Annotated in this window: 12 protein-coding genes; 5 read left to right on the top strand and 7 right to left on the bottom strand. The window is 63.9% G+C overall.

Annotation, left to right across the window (positions count from 1 at the left end):
• Positions 1-30: 30 nt before the first annotated feature.
• Positions 31-1,410 (bottom strand): glycine--tRNA ligase, encoded by a 1,380-nt coding sequence (locus tag BAUR9175_RS00965; RefSeq protein ID WP_009881504.1) that lies wholly within the window; start codon positions 1,408-1,410, stop codon positions 31-33.
• A gap of 337 nt (positions 1,411-1,747) precedes the next feature.
• Between BAUR9175_RS00965 and BAUR9175_RS00970 the strand changes: the two genes are divergently transcribed.
• Positions 1,748-3,568, top strand: coding sequence for a DEAD/DEAH box helicase (locus BAUR9175_RS00970; RefSeq protein WP_101582681.1), 1,821 nt, complete (start codon positions 1,748-1,750; stop codon positions 3,566-3,568).
• A gap of 163 nt (positions 3,569-3,731) precedes the next feature.
• Here BAUR9175_RS00970 and BAUR9175_RS00975 read toward each other — a convergent pair whose 3' ends face one another.
• From BAUR9175_RS00975 to BAUR9175_RS19285, 4 genes are all read right to left on the bottom strand, one after another.
• On the bottom strand, positions 3,732-4,508 hold the full coding sequence (locus tag BAUR9175_RS00975) for an isoprenyl transferase (RefSeq protein WP_101582684.1): 777 nt from the start codon (positions 4,506-4,508) through the stop codon (positions 3,732-3,734).
• A complete protein-coding gene (gene recO / locus BAUR9175_RS00980) occupies positions 4,505-5,233 on the bottom strand; it encodes a DNA repair protein RecO (RefSeq protein WP_009881508.1) in 729 nt (242 codons plus the stop codon). Before recO ends, BAUR9175_RS00975 begins: the two co-directional genes overlap by 4 nt.
• Before the next feature lie 119 nt (positions 5,234-5,352).
• On the bottom strand, positions 5,353-7,119 hold the full coding sequence (gene leuA, locus BAUR9175_RS00985; protein WP_009881509.1) for a 2-isopropylmalate synthase: 1,767 nt from the start codon (positions 7,117-7,119) through the stop codon (positions 5,353-5,355).
• A gap of 225 nt (positions 7,120-7,344) precedes the next feature.
• The gene (locus BAUR9175_RS19285) at positions 7,345-8,598 is read right to left on the bottom strand and encodes a DUF6636 domain-containing protein (protein ID WP_180959185.1); all 1,254 of its coding nucleotides are present in this window, start codon (positions 8,596-8,598) and stop codon (positions 7,345-7,347) included.
• Between the two features lie 60 nt (positions 8,599-8,658).
• On the opposite strand from BAUR9175_RS19285, the gene BAUR9175_RS00995 reads away from it, so the two are divergent.
• Both BAUR9175_RS00995 and BAUR9175_RS01000 read left to right on the top strand, forming a co-directional pair.
• Positions 8,659-9,474 (top strand): L,D-transpeptidase family protein, encoded by an 816-nt coding sequence (locus tag BAUR9175_RS00995; RefSeq protein WP_009884422.1) that lies wholly within the window; start codon positions 8,659-8,661, stop codon positions 9,472-9,474.
• Positions 9,475-9,481: 7 nt separating this feature from the next.
• Positions 9,482-10,033, top strand: coding sequence for a hypothetical protein (locus tag BAUR9175_RS01000; RefSeq protein ID WP_009884421.1), 552 nt, complete (start codon positions 9,482-9,484; stop codon positions 10,031-10,033).
• A gap of 20 nt (positions 10,034-10,053) precedes the next feature.
• Here BAUR9175_RS01000 and BAUR9175_RS01005 read toward each other — a convergent pair whose 3' ends face one another.
• Positions 10,054-10,701, bottom strand: a complete 648-nt coding sequence (locus BAUR9175_RS01005; protein ID WP_096158810.1) for a Rossmann-fold NAD(P)-binding domain-containing protein — start codon at positions 10,699-10,701, stop codon at positions 10,054-10,056.
• Positions 10,702-10,824: 123 nt separating this feature from the next.
• On the opposite strand from BAUR9175_RS01005, the gene BAUR9175_RS01010 reads away from it, so the two are divergent.
• Both BAUR9175_RS01010 and BAUR9175_RS01015 read left to right on the top strand, forming a co-directional pair.
• Positions 10,825-11,694 carry a DUF817 domain-containing protein gene (locus BAUR9175_RS01010; protein ID WP_096158811.1) on the top strand — a complete coding sequence of 290 codons (870 nt, stop codon included), beginning with the start codon at positions 10,825-10,827 and terminating at the stop codon, positions 11,692-11,694.
• A gap of 26 nt (positions 11,695-11,720) precedes the next feature.
• Entirely contained in the window at positions 11,721-14,435 is a 2,715-nt protein-coding gene (locus tag BAUR9175_RS01015; RefSeq protein ID WP_096163033.1) for a penicillin acylase family protein, read from the top strand.
• A 6-nt stretch (positions 14,436-14,441) separates the two neighbouring features.
• Here the strand turns inward: BAUR9175_RS01015 and BAUR9175_RS01020 are convergent, their stop codons facing one another.
• The gene (locus BAUR9175_RS01020) at positions 14,442-15,644 is read right to left on the bottom strand and encodes an alpha/beta hydrolase family protein (protein ID WP_096163032.1); all 1,203 of its coding nucleotides are present in this window, start codon (positions 15,642-15,644) and stop codon (positions 14,442-14,444) included.
• Positions 15,645-15,728 lie beyond the last annotated feature (84 nt).

A 15,728-nucleotide genomic window follows, 5' to 3' on the forward strand; every position in this document is an offset into this window, starting at 1 on the left:
CAGCAGATTCTGCCGGGGCCCAGGCGAGCCTCAGACGCCGAGGTGCTCGGCCAGGTAGTTCTCCACCTGATCGATGCTCACGCGCTCCTGGCTCATGTCGTCGCGCTTGCGGATCGTGACCGCATTGTCGTCGAGTGAGTCGAAGTCGAACGTGATGCACAACGGAGTGCCGACCTCGTCCTGACGACGGTAGCGACGTCCGATCGCACCGGCATCATCGAAGTCGATGTTCCAGCGCTTGCGCAGACGAGCCGCGAGCTCCTTGGCCTGCGGGGACAGCTTCTCGTTGCGGCTCAGCGGCAGGACTGCGGCCTTGACCGGAGCCAGACGCGGATCGAGCTTGAGCACGATGCGCTTGTCGACGCCGCCCTTGGTGTTCGGTGCCTCGTCCTCGGTGTAGGCGTCGATGAGGAAGGCCATCATCGAGCGGGTGAGTCCGAAGGACGGTTCGATGACATAGGGGGTGAAGCGTTCACCGCTGGCCTGGTCGAAGTACTGCAGCTTCGCGCCGGAGGCCTCGGTGTGGGTGCCGAGATCGTAGTCCGTGCGGTTGGCCACACCCATGAGCTCTCCCCATTCGGAGCCCTGGAAGCCGAAGCGGTACTCGACGTCGATCGTGCCCGACGAGTAGTGTGCCCGGTCATCTTCGGGGACGTCGAGGCGACGCACGTTGTCCTCGGAGATGCCGAGGTCGAGGAACCAGTTCCAGCAGGCCTCAACCCATTCGCGGTAGTAGTCGTCTGCCTCGTCGGGACGAACGAAGTACTCGAGCTCCATCTGCTCGAACTCACGGGTGCGGAAGATGAAGTTTCCGGGAGTGATCTCGTTGCGGAAGGCCTTGCCGATCTGGCCGATGCCGAACGGCGGCTTCTTCCGTGCAGCGGTCACGACGTTGTTGAAGTTGACGAAGATCCCCTGCGCGGTCTCAGGCCGCAGGTAGTTCAGACCCGCTTCTGATTCCACTGGACCCAGGAAGGTCTTGACCAGCCCGGAGAACTCCTGCGGCTCGGTCCACTGACCGCGGTTTCCGCAGTCGGGGCAGACGATGTCGGCCATGCCGTTCTCGGGTGCCTTGGAGTGCTTGGCCTCGTAGGCTTCGACGAGGTGGTCCTCACGGTGGCGCTTGTGGCAGCTGAGGCATTCGACGAGCGGGTCGACGAAGGTAGCCACGTGGCCCGAGGCTTCCCAGACCCGTTTGGGCAGGATCACCGAGGAGTCGAGTCCGACGACGTCTTCGCGTCCGCGGACGAAGGTCTGCCACCACTGGGCCTTGATGTTGTCCTTGAGCTCAACACCCAACGGCCCGTAGTCCCAGGCCGAACGGGAACCGCCATAGATCTCTCCGGCTTGGAAGACGAATCCTCTGCGTTTGGCCAGGGCGATGACGGCATCCAACTTGGACTGTGCCACGTTTATTCTCCTTGAGGTAGTTCGCCGACGGCCGGCTGCCGTGGCTCGCAGGTACAGCCTATCGGTTCGCCTGCGATCGGTGGCTGTCGACTCCTGGGCGACGGAACTCACACTTAAAGCGGGCCGCAGAGCCACCTCGGCGGGCGAGTGGCATGTAGGATTGAGGTACACCCAAACCTTTCTCCGTACTGACGGTTTTCAAGTCTGTCCAAGCAAGCCTTGGATCTCATACGGTTTCGGCCCGGATTGCTCACGATGATTGCACAAGCGGCCGCAGGGTAGATCGCCACTACAGTCATCTGCGATCAAGTGTGTGCCGACGTGAGAGAGAAAACTCATGACCGATGTGTCCTCATCCGACGACCCGACAACACCGAAGTTCTCCGAGCTGGGTCTCCACCCGCTCGTCCTCCAGGCAGTTCAGGCTCAGGGTTACGAAACCCCGACCCCGATCCAGGCCGAAACGATTCCCGCACTGGTCGAAGGCCGCGACGTCATCGGACTCGCCCAGACCGGTACCGGCAAGACAGCCGCTTTCGCCCTGCCGGCACTGTCCGACCTCGCCGAGGCGGGTCGCGCCAATGACGGCCCCTTCGCTCTCGTACTGACCCCCACCCGTGAGCTTGCAATCCAGGTCGCCGAGGCGTTCACCTCCTATGCGACGAACCTCGACGACTTCTCCGTCCTCCCGATCTACGGCGGCCAGGCCTACGGCCCGCAGCTGTCCGGGCTCAAGCGCGGCGCTCAGGTCGTCGTGGGAACGCCCGGTCGTGTCATCGACCACCTCAAGAAGGGCTCCCTCAGGCTCGGCAGCCTCCGTCACCTCATCCTCGATGAGGCCGACGAGATGCTCAAGATGGGCTTCGCCGAAGACATCGAAGAGATCTTCAGCCAGTCCGGTGACTCACGTCAGGTGGCTCTGTTCTCCGCCACCATGCCGACCTCGATCCACCGCCTGACCGGCAAATACCTCAACAACCCCAAAGAGGTGCGGGTCGCGTCGAAGTCGCAGACCGGATCGAACATCCGTCAGCGCTACCACATGGTCCAGCACTCCCATAAGCTCGACGCCCTGACCCGGATCCTCGAGGTCGAGGAGTACGAGGGCATCATCATGTTCGTCCGCACCAAGCAGGCCACGGAGGAGCTCGCGGAGAAGCTGCGTGCCCGCGGCTTCAAGGCTTCGGCAATCAACGGCGACATTCCCCAGCAGGCTCGTGAGCGCACGATCGACATGCTGCGCAACGGCAAGGTCGACATCCTCGTCGCCACCGACGTCGCAGCCCGTGGCCTCGACGTCGAGCGCATCACCCTGGTCGTCAACTTTGACATTCCTCACGACACCGAGTCCTACGTCCACCGCATCGGCCGCACCGGCCGCGCCGGACGCTCAGGTGAGGCCATTCTCTTCGTCACCCCGCGTGAGCAGCGTCTGCTCGGTTCCATCGAGCGCGCAACGAAGCAGAAGGTCGAACAGCTGAAGATGCCCAGCGTCGAAGAGCTGACGAACACCCGTGTGGAGAAGTTCACGAAGCGCATCGACGGTGTGCTCGCAACGACCGAGCTGACCGAGCTCGCGACCGTCATCGAACAGTACGAGCTCTCCCGCAACGTGCCTGCGACCGACATCGCCGCAGCGCTGGCGTCGCTGGTGCTCGAGTCGAACACCCTCAAGGCCGATCCCATGCCGGAGCCTTCGCGCGGCAAGCCAGCTCGTGACCGTGACAGCGGCGGACGCGACGGCAAGCCCGGCCGTGAACGCTCATCCCGTCCGCGTGATGAGAACATGACCACCTACCGTCTGGCGATCGGACGCAATGAGCGTCTGCAGCCCGGTGCGGTCGTCGGCGCCATCGCCAACGAGGGTGGTCTCACCTCGAAGGAGATCGGCCACATCGACATCCGGTCGAACCACACCCTTGTCGATCTGCCCAAGGATCTCGATTCTTCGGTCATGCGCAAGCTCTCCAACACCCAGATCCAGGGTCGCCCGATCGACATCCGTCCGGATTCGGGCCGTCCGGCTCGTCCGTTCAAGAAGCGCAACTTCGACAAGCAGCCCGGTGACAGCCGCAACTTCCGCAATGATCGTCGCGGAGGCGCCAAGAAGTTCAGCAATGACCGCTTCGGCGGCGAACGCTCACACGACCGCTACTGAGTCGCTGCCGCTGTGCAGTCGCCCAGCCGTGTTGGTCCACCGGCACTGCTGAGCCGGCTTCGGCGCAGCGAGCACACATGACACGAGGTCCCGCAACGTTTTCGTTGCGGGACCTCGTGTTTGCCTCTGGGCTGTCGTGTTTGCTCAGACCGTGCGCGACCGGCTAGGAGCCTGAGCGGTCCACGGCGCCGCCGAAGCGACGATCACGGCGTGCGTATTCTTCGATCGCCGACCACAGGGTGCGACGGTCGACGTCGGGCCAGAGCACGTCTTGGAAGACCATCTCGGCGTAAGCGGACTGCCACAGCAGGAAGTTCGAAGTCCGCTGCTCCCCCGATGAGCGCAGGAACAGGTCCACGTCGGGAACCTCGGCGGCGTAGAGACGGGAGCGAACGGTCTTCTCGCTGACCTTGCCCGGTTTCAGCTTCCCGGCGGCCACATCGGCGGTGATCTGGTTGACCGCATCGACGATCTCCGAGCGTCCCCCGTAGTTGACGCAGAACTGGAGGACCAGTCCGGTGTTGTGCTTGGTCATCTCCGCTGCGGTCTCAAGCTCGTCGATGACCGAGCGCCACAGGCGACCACGACGCCCGGCCCATACGATGCGCACGCCCAAAGCGTTGAGCTCATCGCGGCGCCGGCGGATGACATCACGGTTGAAGCCCATGAGGAAACGAACCTCGTCGGGTGACCGTTTCCAGTTCTCGGTAGAGAAGGCGTAGGCGGACAGGTAGTCGACGCCCATCTCGATGGCACCGTGGATGACTTCGAGAAGCGAGGCCTCTCCGGCCTTGTGTCCTTCGGTGCGCGGCAGACCGCGGTCGTTGGCCCAGCGGCCGTTGCCGTCCATGACCACGGCCACGTGATTCGGGACGAATTTCGACTCGATGCGCGGGGGTCGGGCTCCGCTGGGGTGCGGAGGTGGTGCGGGATAGCTCATCTGCTCTCCAGAACTCTCAGTGATCGGATATTGCGCTCCAGATGCCACGACACCCAGTCCGAGACGAGTTTGGAACCGTCGATCTGGTCGTGGAGATCAGAGGATTCCGCGCGCTCCCAGTCACCGGAGAGCAGCGCCGCCATGTGTTCGAGTGCGTCGGTGTCCGGCAGGGCCGCGCCGCTGGGGCGACAGGTGGTGCACACGGCACCGCCCAGGGAAGCCGAGAACGCACGGTGGGGTCCAGGACTGCCGCACTGTGCGCAGTCGAGCAGGCTCGGCGCCCAGCCGGCCACGGACATGGCCCGCAGCAGATACGCGTCGAGGGCCAACCTCGGCGGATGCTCGCCGTTGCACAAGGACCGGATGGCCGAGACGAGGAGCAGGAAATGGGTCCGTGATTGGGGTTCGACCTCGGTGATCCGAGCGGCGGTCTCCGCCATCACACTCGCGGCCGAGTAAGCGTCATAGTCGGCGCCGATGCCGCGGGCAAAGGGTTCGATGAGTTCGACCTGGGTGACGATGTCGAGGCTGCGGCCGACGTGGCACTGCAGATCGACGAGCATGAAGGGCTCGAGTCGGGAACCGAAGCGTGACTTGGTGCGGCGAATGCCCTTCGCAACTGCTCGGATCAGCCCGTGGCTGCGGGTGAGAACAGTGACGATGCGGTCGGCTTCGCCGAGTTTGTGCCCCTGGAGCACGATGCCTTCATCACGATAGTTGTGCACCCGCCCATTATCGCAGAGTGCGGCGGGGAATCATCCCCGCCGCACTCAGACATCAGTTGTGAGATTGCACCCTGCCGGCCCTCGATCCGACCGGCAGACACAGTCTCGAGAGTCAGACCTCAGCGCTCTCCGTCACGGTCGCGTGCCGCTCGATTGACCGCCGAGACGACGGCCTTGAGAGAGGCCTTGGTGATGTTGGAGTGCAGTCCGGCACCCCAGACCACACGGTCCTCGACAGCGAGTTCGACGTAGGCTGCGGCCATGGTGTCGGCACCCGATCCGATGGCGTGCTCGGTGTAGTCCTGGAGTCGGAGATCCACGTCGAAGTTCTCGACGAGGATCTTCACCAGCGCATCGATCGGACCCTTGCCGTGTCCTTCGTAGGTACGTTCCTGGCCGTCGACGATGAGGTCGACCTCGACGCGCTCGGCAGACCCGGAGTCATCGACCGTGCCGGAGTCTGTGCGCAGGCCCACGATCTGGAAGCGGCCCCAGACGTTGTCCGGATCATCGCTGGGCAGGTATTCGTGGTTGAAGATGCGGCGGATCTCTTCGGCCGAGACCTCTCCCCCGCCTTCGGTGTGTGCCTGGACGGCGCGGGAGAATTCGACCTGCATGCGGCGCGGCAGATCCAGGCCGTACTCGCTCTTGAGCAGGTAGGTGACTCCGCCCTTGCCGGACTGCGAGTTCACGCGGATGATCGCCTCGTACGAGCGCCCCAGATCCTTCGGGTCGACCGGCAGGTAGGGCATGTCCCACTCCATCAGGTCCACGGGCACGCCCTGCTCGTTGGCCCTCTTCTCACGGTCGGCGAACGCTTTGTTGATGGCGTCCTGGTGCGAGCCGGAGAACGAGGTGAAGACGAGGTCGCCGCCGTATGGATGGCGCTCGTGGACGCCGATCTGGTTGCATTCGGTGACGGTATGGATGACTTCGTCGATGTCGGAGAAGTCCAGTTCGGGGTCAACACCCTGCGTGTAGAGGTTGAGTGCCACGGTGACCAGGTCGAGGTTGCCCGTGCGTTCGCCGTTGCCGAAGAGGCAGCCTTCGATGCGGTCGGCACCGGCCATGATGCCCATCTCTGCGGCGGCCACACCGGTGCCACGGTCGTTGTGGGGGTGCAGGGACACCGCCACCTCGTCGCGGTAGGGCATGTTGCGGCAGAACCATTCGATCTGGTCGGCGTAGGTGTTCGGGGTGCCGCGCTCGACGGTGGCAGGCAGGTTGACGACCGTTTCGCGATCGGTGGCCGGCTGCCACATGTCGAGGACGCTGCCGACGATGTCGAGAGCGAATTCGGGTTCGGTGTCGACGAAGATCTCCGGGGAGTACTGGTAGCCGAAGTCAGCGTCGCCGAGGAGTGACTCGGCGTGCTTCATGACCGCCTGGGTGCCGCGGGTGGCGATTTCGCGAGTCTGGTCGAAGCCCTCACCGTCGAAGCCGAACACGACCTTGCGGAAGACCGGTGCGGTGGCGTTGTAGAGGTGGACGGTCGGCTTCTTGGCACCGACGAGGGACTCCACGGTGCGCTCGATGAGATCTTCACGCGCCTGGGTGAGCACGGAGATGCGCACATCGTCAGGAATCGCGTCCTGTTCGATGATCTCGCGGACGAAATCGAAGTCGACCTGGCTGGCAGCGGGGAAACCGACCTCGATCTCCTTGAAGCCCAGCTTGACGAGGAGGTCGAACATCTTGCGCTTGCGATCGGGTGTCATCGGATCAATGAGGGCCTGGTTGCCGTCACGCAGATCCGTGCTCAGCCAGCGCGGGGCCTTGCGAATCAGTTGGTCTGGCCAGGTGCGGTCGCGCATATCGAGGGCGATCCGGTCCTGAAAGGACTTGTATTTGCTGAACGGCATGGGAGTGGGCTTCTGCAGTTTCATGGTTCCTCAATCATTCATCGTGTGCTAAATCAGCATATGAAAAACTCCGCGACGAGGGTGCTGTCCGATCAGGACTCGTCGCGGCAAGGAAGGAGGAGCAACCTGTGAGCCACACCATCAACATAGCCCTGGTTGCTCCGTCCGCCCCAAATCTGTCCAAATCCTAAGATCGTAGTCCTGATCTCGCCGAGGTGGTGGGTCCTTGCAACGCCGAGGTGGCTCTGCCTAGTCGAGGAAATCGACCGAGGCTCGTCGCATGTTGAAGCCGACGCCGGACTCATCGGACTTGCATGTCATGCCCTCTCGGGTGGAGGTGCAGGTCATTCCCTCAGCGGTGATCGATTCGCCGTAGCCGAGGACTCGAGCGGGGCCGGAATTCTCAGGCGCCTGCGCGCAGGAGAAGCCCGCGCCCTCGGAATTGGCCACGACGACAGCGCCCCAATTCTCCAGTTCGCAGTCATCGGGTTTCTCCGGAGCCTTGTAGTCAAAGGACGTGATCACGCACCTGGTGCGGTCTGCATCGATCGTGCAGGAGATGTTGCCCGACGGTGACTTGAACGACTCTGCCGCGGCCGGTGGCGTCGAAGCACCCGGGTCCTCGGTCTCGGAGCCCGCACCCTCGGACGGTCCCTGGGAGGACGTGCCGGTGGCATCGTCGTCCTTGCCCTGTGTTGCGTCCCACGCGATGTATCCGACGATGCCGAGTGCGAGGATCAAAGCGATGGCAGCCAGCGCCCAGAGCCAGCCTGGGACCTTCCTGGTATCGGGGTCCCGTCGATAGGGGCCTCCCGGACCACCTGGCCCGCCCGGACCATATCCGCCTGGACCGCCGGGACCGTACCCGCCGGGCCCACCCGGACCGCCCGGCCCATATCCACCGGGTCCGCCAGGACCACCGGGGCCATAGCCTCCGTTCGTGGGTCCGGGACCGCCGGTTCCCGCGTAGGCGGCTGCGGCATGTGGGGCGTAGGCTGATGCGCCGTTGGGCACGTGCGACTCACTTCCGGGGTGTTCAGAGGGATGTGGTTGAGGGATCGGCTGCTGTGGTGGGGGTCCGGCTGGAGGGCCGGGTGCACCGAATTCCGGCACCCACTGCTCGGGCTGCGGCGGGGTCGGGGCCGAGGCACCCTGCGGGTTCCACTGTTTCGGTGCCGAAGCGGCTTGGGCTTCGGCGATGTCCTCGGAACTTGCCTTTCGAGGTACCGGATCGCTGCTGCCGGTGGATGCGTCGTTCTCTGCTGCGGCCAGCTGGCGCAGCTCGTCGAGGCTGAGCACCTCGGTGGCCTCGGCGCCGTCGGAGGACACCATCGACCGGAGCCTGGCCAGCTCCTCGGAGCTGAGTGCTTGGGTTGAACCATCAGCAGCCGGGGATTTGTCCTGACCGATGAACAACTGCGTCGTGATCGAATCTGGAGACTCCTCGGCCGGCTTCCGACGCCCGGGGCGCGGAGGGTGGTTCGGCACAGGTGGAATGCTCATGGGGTCATTTTCGCATAGTCATTACCACGGCGTTCTCAAGGTTCGTGAGAAGATGACCCCATGTTCAGTGGTGGAACCCGGACCGGGACCAGCCTGACGGTTGCTGTTCTGGCTCTGACGCTGTCGTCGTGCGGGACACCGACCGACAGCGAAGACGATGACGGCGCCGCCGTTCCCTCCGGTGTGGTCGCGGCCCCCGCACAGCAGAACGACCTCGGTGATTTCGCCGCCCCTGCTCAGATGACCCCGCCCGGAACAGCACCCAAAGAAGAAACCGGGCCCGCCCACTCTGTACCGGTGCCAGGACTCGGACCGGAGACTGCGTCGCAGATCCCTGCCGAGACCTCACAGGTCCTTGTTGCCAGCGGCTCGGATGCGAGCTCCGATTCAGGACAGCTGAGCTTCTACACCTTCGACGACGGCGACTGGAAGAAGCGCAAGACCTTCGACATCCACAACGGGAAGAAGGGGTGGTTGGCCGATCGGCGGGAAGGCGACAAGACCTCACCGATAGGAGTCTTCACTCTCAGCGATGCCGGCGGGTACAAAAAGGATCCGGGGACCCAGCTCCCCTACTCCCAGGATGATCGGCTCCCCTCATCGGCGACGGTGGCCTACGGGTCCGAGTACGAACGGGTCTTCGACTACATCATCGCCATCGACTACAACCGCGTCCCGGGGACACCGCCGACCGACAGGACACGCCCCCTGGGGTGGGACAAGGGCGGTGGGATCTGGCTGCACCTCGACCATGATTCGGGGACCAACGGCTGCGTGACCCTCAAGGAGAAGGACCTCACGTGGATCCTTGAGACCATCGACCCCGACGCCCACCCGCGCATCGCCATGGGACCTGAGTCCCAGCTGCAGAAATAGAGGCACAGTGACGCGCAAGCTCATCATCTCCCTGGTGCAGTCGATCAACGGCTCCTATGCCCAGGACGGCTGGTCAACGGGTGTGTCCACCAAGGCCGACTTCGCCTATTTCACGTCGCTCCGCAAGCAGGCGGGTGCCATCATCATCGATCGCCGGACCGCGCTGAATCCCGCATTGCCGGTCATCAACGCACCGGGCAAGGCACTCGAGCACACCCCCGTGCATGTCCTCACCGAATCAGATCCGAAGGCACTGACCCAGCAGCTCGCCGAGGCGGGCCTCGACTACCGGGCCCAGCACTTCACTCCCGAGGCTGCCGCCGCCACCATCGAGGCTCTCGAGGCCACGAATGAGACCCTGGTGTGCGAATCGGGGCCCAATCTGGCTTTCCGTCTCCTCGACGCCGTCCCCGGTGCCGAACTGCATCTGAGTCTCAGTCCGCTCTACAGCCGCACCCCCGGCAGCCACTTCTCCCAGCTCGAGGCCACCCTCGATCTGCGACTCATCGATGTGCGGGCCGTCGATGACCAGGTCTTCGTCCGCTACGGTCGAGCCTGAGCTCAACGTCGAGCTGCGAGCTACACGTTGAGCTGCGTGCTCAGTTCGTGATCCTCCGGCCTGCTCACGATGTCGATGACAGCCTCGGCGACGGTCGTCAGTCCGATCGTCTCCACTCCCCCGCTGAGGTCGTTGCGGTCGTCGCCGGCGATGGGCGCCATGACCTTGAGTTCGCGGTAGTGCACCGAGTCCGTCTCTTCCGCGGCGACCCTGAGCAGCATCTCCTGGGCCGCACCGAAGACGCTGATGGCTCCGGACCCGGCACAGGGTTCGACGCTGGCGACGCCGTTGAGAGTCAGGTGGCGGATTCGGTCACTGCCACCCGCCTCGGCGAGCGCCTCCGACACGGCACAGGCCGCGAAATGACCACGCAGGTATGAACCGTAGTCCGCGTCGAAGGAGTCGACGCCGCGGGCAATCATCGAGATGTCGACGTACCAACCGCCGACCGCGGCGATGACAGCGTCGACCGGTGGTGTTCCCACGCGGCCGAGTTCGTCGACGACGGTCTGCGGTCGCTCCACCCATTCGGGCACAACGACCGGAGTGTAGGGAGTCTTGGCCTCCGGCTGTGAACGGACGATTCCGGTGATGCGGTGGTCGGCGGACAGGTGCTGAGCAAGTCCCGAGCCGACATGGCCCGAGGCTCCGAAGATGAGGATGTGCATGTCTCGAAGTCTATTTGACGAAGGCCTCGACGCGTTCGCCCAGACGAATTCCGGCGCGGGTCGATCGCCGCGCCGGCCGCGATAGAATCGTCCTCGACCGCTTCCCACCCGGACAAGGACCTCATGGCCGATCAGCACGAGCTCACTCGTCGCGAACGCGTCCTCGACGATCTGGCCAATCGGCATCTGGCTCGGATCCCTGCCGGCCTGAGAGAGTTCCTCGTCTTCGGAATCAAGCAGGCGTGGGCGTGCCTGTTCGGAGCCCTCATGCTGCTGGCCATCATCGCCACAGCGTGGTGGTACCCCGACGATGCGAGCCTGGCCCGCAATGACCTCCTCGTCATCCTGGCTGTCCTCATCCAAGCCCTCATGCTCATCTTCCGTCTGGAGACCGGGCGCGAGCTCTGGGTCATCGTGCTCTTCCACATCGTGGGCACCGGCATGGAGATCTTCAAGACTTCGGTGGGTTCGTGGAACTACGCGGAAGGCGGTGTCCTCCACATCGGGGCCGTCCCCCTGTTCACGGGGTTCATGTATGCCGCCGTCGGCTCCTATATCGTCCGCGTCTACCGACTCTTCGATCTGCGCTTCAGTCATTACCCGCCGAGGTGGATCACCGCAGTCATCGCCGCAGCGATCTACATCAACTTCTTCACCCACCACTTCATGGTCGACGTGCGGCTGGTCCTCGTCCTGGCTGTGGCCGTGGTCTTCCTCCGCTGCAGCATGCATTTCCATGTGCACAGGCTCACGTTGCGCATGCCGGTGCTTCTCGCCTTTGTGCTGGTGGCGTTCTTCATCTGGATCGCTGAGAACATCGGCACCGTCACCGGCGCCTGGCTCTACCCCTCTCAGGTCGACGACTGGGAGCTGGTGCCGGTGACCAAGCTCGTGGCGTGGTTCCTGCTGATGATGATCTCCGTCGTTCTCGTCACGTTCGTCTACCCGCCCAAACCCCCTGATGAGGTCACTTCACCTGATAATCTGAGCTGAAACTCAGACTTGGCCGAAGGAGACACATGGCAGACGCGGATCCCGAGGATTCCAGTGCACTGGTGGCGGCGGTCCGCCGCCCATCGGGATCGCATCGCTTCGTGAGCATGAAGGTCCTCATCCGCGTCCTCGCCGCAGTCCTCGTCCTGCTGCTGATCCTCACCCTGCTCGGTGTCTTCATCATGCGTCGGTCGTTTCCCACCACGGACGGTGACATGTCGTTGCCTGGCCTCGATGCCGAGGTCAGCGTCACACGAGATGAATCGGGAGTCCCGACCGTGGAAGCCAGCACCTCCCATGACCTCTTCATGGCCCAGGGCTTCGTCCATGCCCAGGACCGCTTCTGGGAGATGGACTTCCGCCGGCATGTCACCTCGGGTCGGCTCTCGGAGCTCTTCGGAGAATCACAGTTCGGCACCGACTCGTTCATTCGCACTCTGGGCTGGCGCAAGGTCGCCGAGGCGGAGGTCGCGGCACTCGATGACAAAACGCGCGCATACTACGAAGCCTATGCCGAAGGCGTGAACGCCTATCTGCACGACAAGTCCCCTACCGAGGTGTCCCTCGAGTACGGAATCGTCGGCCTGCAGAACGGTGGGGTCGAGATCGAGGAGTGGACACCCGTCGACAGCGTGTCCTGGCTCAAGGCCATGGCCTGGGACCTGCGTTCGAACGTTGAGGACGAAATCGACCGCGCCATCAGCACAACCGGACTCGACGACGAGCAGATGGCCGATATCTACCCCGACTACCCCTATGACACCCGACCGACGATCACCGGCGGCAACGCCGGAGCTAAAGCGCCCGCGACAAGCCGCAAGAGCGGAGCGGGTAAACCCGGTGGCAGCACAGCAGGTGGCGGTGACGCGCCCAGAGCCGACTCCGGCGAGGACGAAGCACGAGCCGGCGGCGAAGTGGCCGGCGTCAACGCACCACGAACGGACGCCGAGGTGGACGGCCAGACTCCGGGCAACCTCGGCGAGCTCAAGCAGCAGCTGAAGTCGCTGCCCACACTGTTGGGGGTCAACAGTCATGACATCGGATCGAATTCCTGGGTCGTCTCCGGTGAGCACACGGCCACCGGCGCCCCGCTTCTGGCCAACGATCCGCACCTGTCTCCGTCCATGCCCTCGGTATGGCATCAGATCGGTCTGCGCTGCACCGAGATCACGCCCGAATGCCCCTTCGACGTGTCCGGCTTCTCCTTTTCCGGACTGCCCGGGGTCGTCATCGGACACAACCAGAACATCGCCTGGGGGCTGACGAATCTGGGACCCGACGTCGCCGACCTCGTGGTGGAGAGGATCCGCGACGGCGAAGCAGTTCGTGACACCGGCGACGAAGCGGTCACCACCCGCAAAGAGACCGTGAAGATCGCGAAGCAGGAACCGCGCGAGATCACGATCCGCTCGACGAGCAATGGTCCGCTTATCTCAGACCTCGAGGGCCCTTACCGGGGTGTCCTCGATGCTGCGACGGGAGCCGACACCTCCGATACGAAATCGGGTCCGGCGGAGGAGCACTACCAGCTGGCGCTGCAGTGGACGGCTCTGCAGCCGGGCAATACTGCCTCCGCGATCTTCGGACTCAACGCGGCCAGGAACTGGGGCGAATTCCGTCAGGCCGCCTCGCTCTTCGACGTGCCGTCCCAGAACCTCATCTACGCGGACACCGCCGGCAACATCGGCTACCAGGCACCGGGCAAGATCCCCAAACGGGGCAAGGGCGACGGCATGCTGCCCCGACACGGGTGGAAGACCGACGAAAACTGGCAGGGATACCTCGACTTCAAGGACCTGCCGAGTCTCTACAACCCCGAACGCGGGTGGATCGTGACGGCCAACAACCCGGTCACTCCCCCTGGGGATTCCGTCCAGCTGAGCAATGACTTCGACGATGGGGACCGGGCTCGGCGAATCACGAAGCTGGTCCAGGACACCATTGCCGACGGAGACGTCACGACTGACGACATGTCTCGGATTCAGGGCGATGACCTCAATCCACTTGCCCTGACCCTGATCCCTCTGTTGGAGGACCTTGAGGCAGAGGAAGGCAGCGACATCGCCGAAGCGCAGGAGCTGCTCTCGTCATGGGACGGCCGCGATGATGCCAACAGTGCCGCCGCAGCCTATTTCAACGTGCTCACGAAGACGATCCTCGACGAGGTCTTCGCTCCCAAGCTGCCCGACGCTGTGCCGCCTGGAGGCGGGTCACGCTGGTACCTCATCATCAAGAACCAGCTCAAGGACCCCGACTCCGATTGGTGGGCCGATTCCGAGGTCGATGATCGGGACGAGGCACTGACTCGGGCCATGGACTCGGCGTGGGAGACGACTGAGGATCTGCTCGGCTCCGAGCCCGTGACCTGGCGCTGGGGCATTCTGCACAGACTGACCATCCGCAACGCCAGCCTCGGCGAATCGGGGATCAAACCCATCGAGCAGCTGTTCAACCGTGGCCCCTATGAGGTCGCGGGCGGTTCCGGAGAGGTCAACGCCACCGGCTGGGATGCCTCGGTCGGATTCGAGACGAACTGGGTGCCTTCGATGAGGCAGATCATCGACCTCAAGGACTTCAACCACTCGCAGTGGATCAACCTCACGGGTGCCTCTGGTCATGCCTTCCACCCGCATTATGCGGATCAGACCGAGGACTGGGCAGCCAATAAGACCCGGCCCTGGCCCTACACTCCGGATGCCTTGGACCGGCATACCGAGGACACTCTGGTGCTGCGGCCCTGAGACCCGTTATCCGCTCTTGGGCAGGACCTTCGCCTCGAGGAAGTTCGCCACATCGTCTTCCCAGCGGACGGGGTCGACGTTCCATTCCTTGGTGTGGCGGGCCTTCTCGTAGACGGGCATCGTCACCAGGTCACGGCGCACCGATGCCAGCGCGTGAGATGGCGAAGAAGGTACGAACTCGTCATCGTCGGAGTGGATGAGCAGCACCGGAACGTCAAGCTCAGCGGCACGGGTCACCCAGTCCAATCGGCCCAGGTCCAGCGGCGTCTGCAGCCCGGTGATCGGACGCGCCCACGGCTGGGTGATCATCTCCAAGGTGAGTTTCGCGATCGGGGTCGGCAGCATGTTGAGGCGGGCCTGGTTATCGAGGACATTCACCCAGTCGACGACTGGTCCGTCGAGGACGAGTGCCTTGACAAAACGTCTGTTGCGTCCGCGGGAAGCGGCCTGGAGCGCGATGGCTCCACCCATCGACCAGCCGATGAGAACGACGTCGCTGGCACCGTGTGAGAGCGCGAAGTCGATCGCGGCGTCCACGTCGATCCATTCGGTGTCGCCGAGTCCGTAGCGAGAGGTGGTCTCGACCCGCACCTCGGCGTCGTTGCGATAGGACATGGCGATCGCAGGAATCCCCAGCGTGTTGAGGATCGGTGCGGCACGCAGGCCCTCGGCACGGGTGCTGGCACGACCGTGGACGAGGATCGCCCAGGTGCTCTGCGGCTCGGGATGGTCGGTGAGCAGAAGCCAGGCCGGGAGCTTGCCTGCATCGGACTCGATCTCGATGTCCTTCGCGTCGACTCCAGCCGCCAGCGGCTCCGGGTACACGATGCCCGTCCAACGGCCGTGAGCGGCACGTTTGATGTCGCCGCGAGTCACCGAGAGGATCTCCCGGGACACGGTTCTCGATCGCGGATCGTATTCGACGATGTCACCGATCACGGCATGTCCGGCACCCTGGTTGAAGTAGAGGCCATAGGTGCCGCGCACCGTCGTCTCTTCGGTGGCGGGCAGATGAATGCGCATATTGGGCGAGAATCCATCGATGTGGAGAATCTCGAGCTCTTCCGGCGCATTCTCGGGCACCACGATCTTACGTGCGAAGTAGACGGCCAGCCCCGAGGACGCCACCGAGATCACAGCGCCGATCCCAGCACCGACACCCACCGAAGCCAGAAGCAGGCGAGTCGGGAATTTAGTGTCGCGAACCATGAAAACCTCCTGCCTTCATTGTCGCCCAAGGAATGAGCAGTCTCCAAACGCTGTTGTGCAGGTGAGAAGGCTTCCCAGAGTCCG

The sequence above is a fragment of the Brevibacterium aurantiacum genome (assembly GCF_900169065.1).
Lineage (GTDB): Bacteria > Actinomycetota > Actinomycetes > Actinomycetales > Brevibacteriaceae > Brevibacterium > Brevibacterium aurantiacum.

Excerpts from the sequence above, each read along its gene's own strand:
- BAUR9175_RS00970 (WP_101582681.1), top strand. The coding sequence starts at position 1,748 with ATGACCGATGTGTCCTCATCCGACGACCCGACAACACCGAAGTTCTCC.
- BAUR9175_RS00975 (WP_101582684.1), bottom strand. The coding sequence starts at position 4,508 with ATGAGCTATCCCGCACCACCTCCGCACCCCAGCGGAGCCCGACCCCCG.
- leuA (WP_009881509.1), bottom strand. The coding sequence starts at position 7,119 with ATGAAACTGCAGAAGCCCACTCCCATGCCGTTCAGCAAATACAAGTCC.
- BAUR9175_RS19285 (WP_180959185.1), bottom strand. The coding sequence starts at position 8,598 with ATGAGCATTCCACCTGTGCCGAACCACCCTCCGCGCCCCGGGCGTCGG.
- BAUR9175_RS00995 (WP_009884422.1), top strand. The coding sequence starts at position 8,659 with ATGTTCAGTGGTGGAACCCGGACCGGGACCAGCCTGACGGTTGCTGTT.
- BAUR9175_RS01005 (WP_096158810.1), bottom strand. The coding sequence starts at position 10,701 with ATGCACATCCTCATCTTCGGAGCCTCGGGCCATGTCGGCTCGGGACTT.
- BAUR9175_RS01010 (WP_096158811.1), top strand. The coding sequence starts at position 10,825 with ATGGCCGATCAGCACGAGCTCACTCGTCGCGAACGCGTCCTCGACGAT.
- BAUR9175_RS01015 (WP_096163033.1), top strand. The coding sequence starts at position 11,721 with ATGGCAGACGCGGATCCCGAGGATTCCAGTGCACTGGTGGCGGCGGTC.
- BAUR9175_RS01020 (WP_096163032.1), bottom strand. The coding sequence starts at position 15,644 with ATGGTTCGCGACACTAAATTCCCGACTCGCCTGCTTCTGGCTTCGGTG.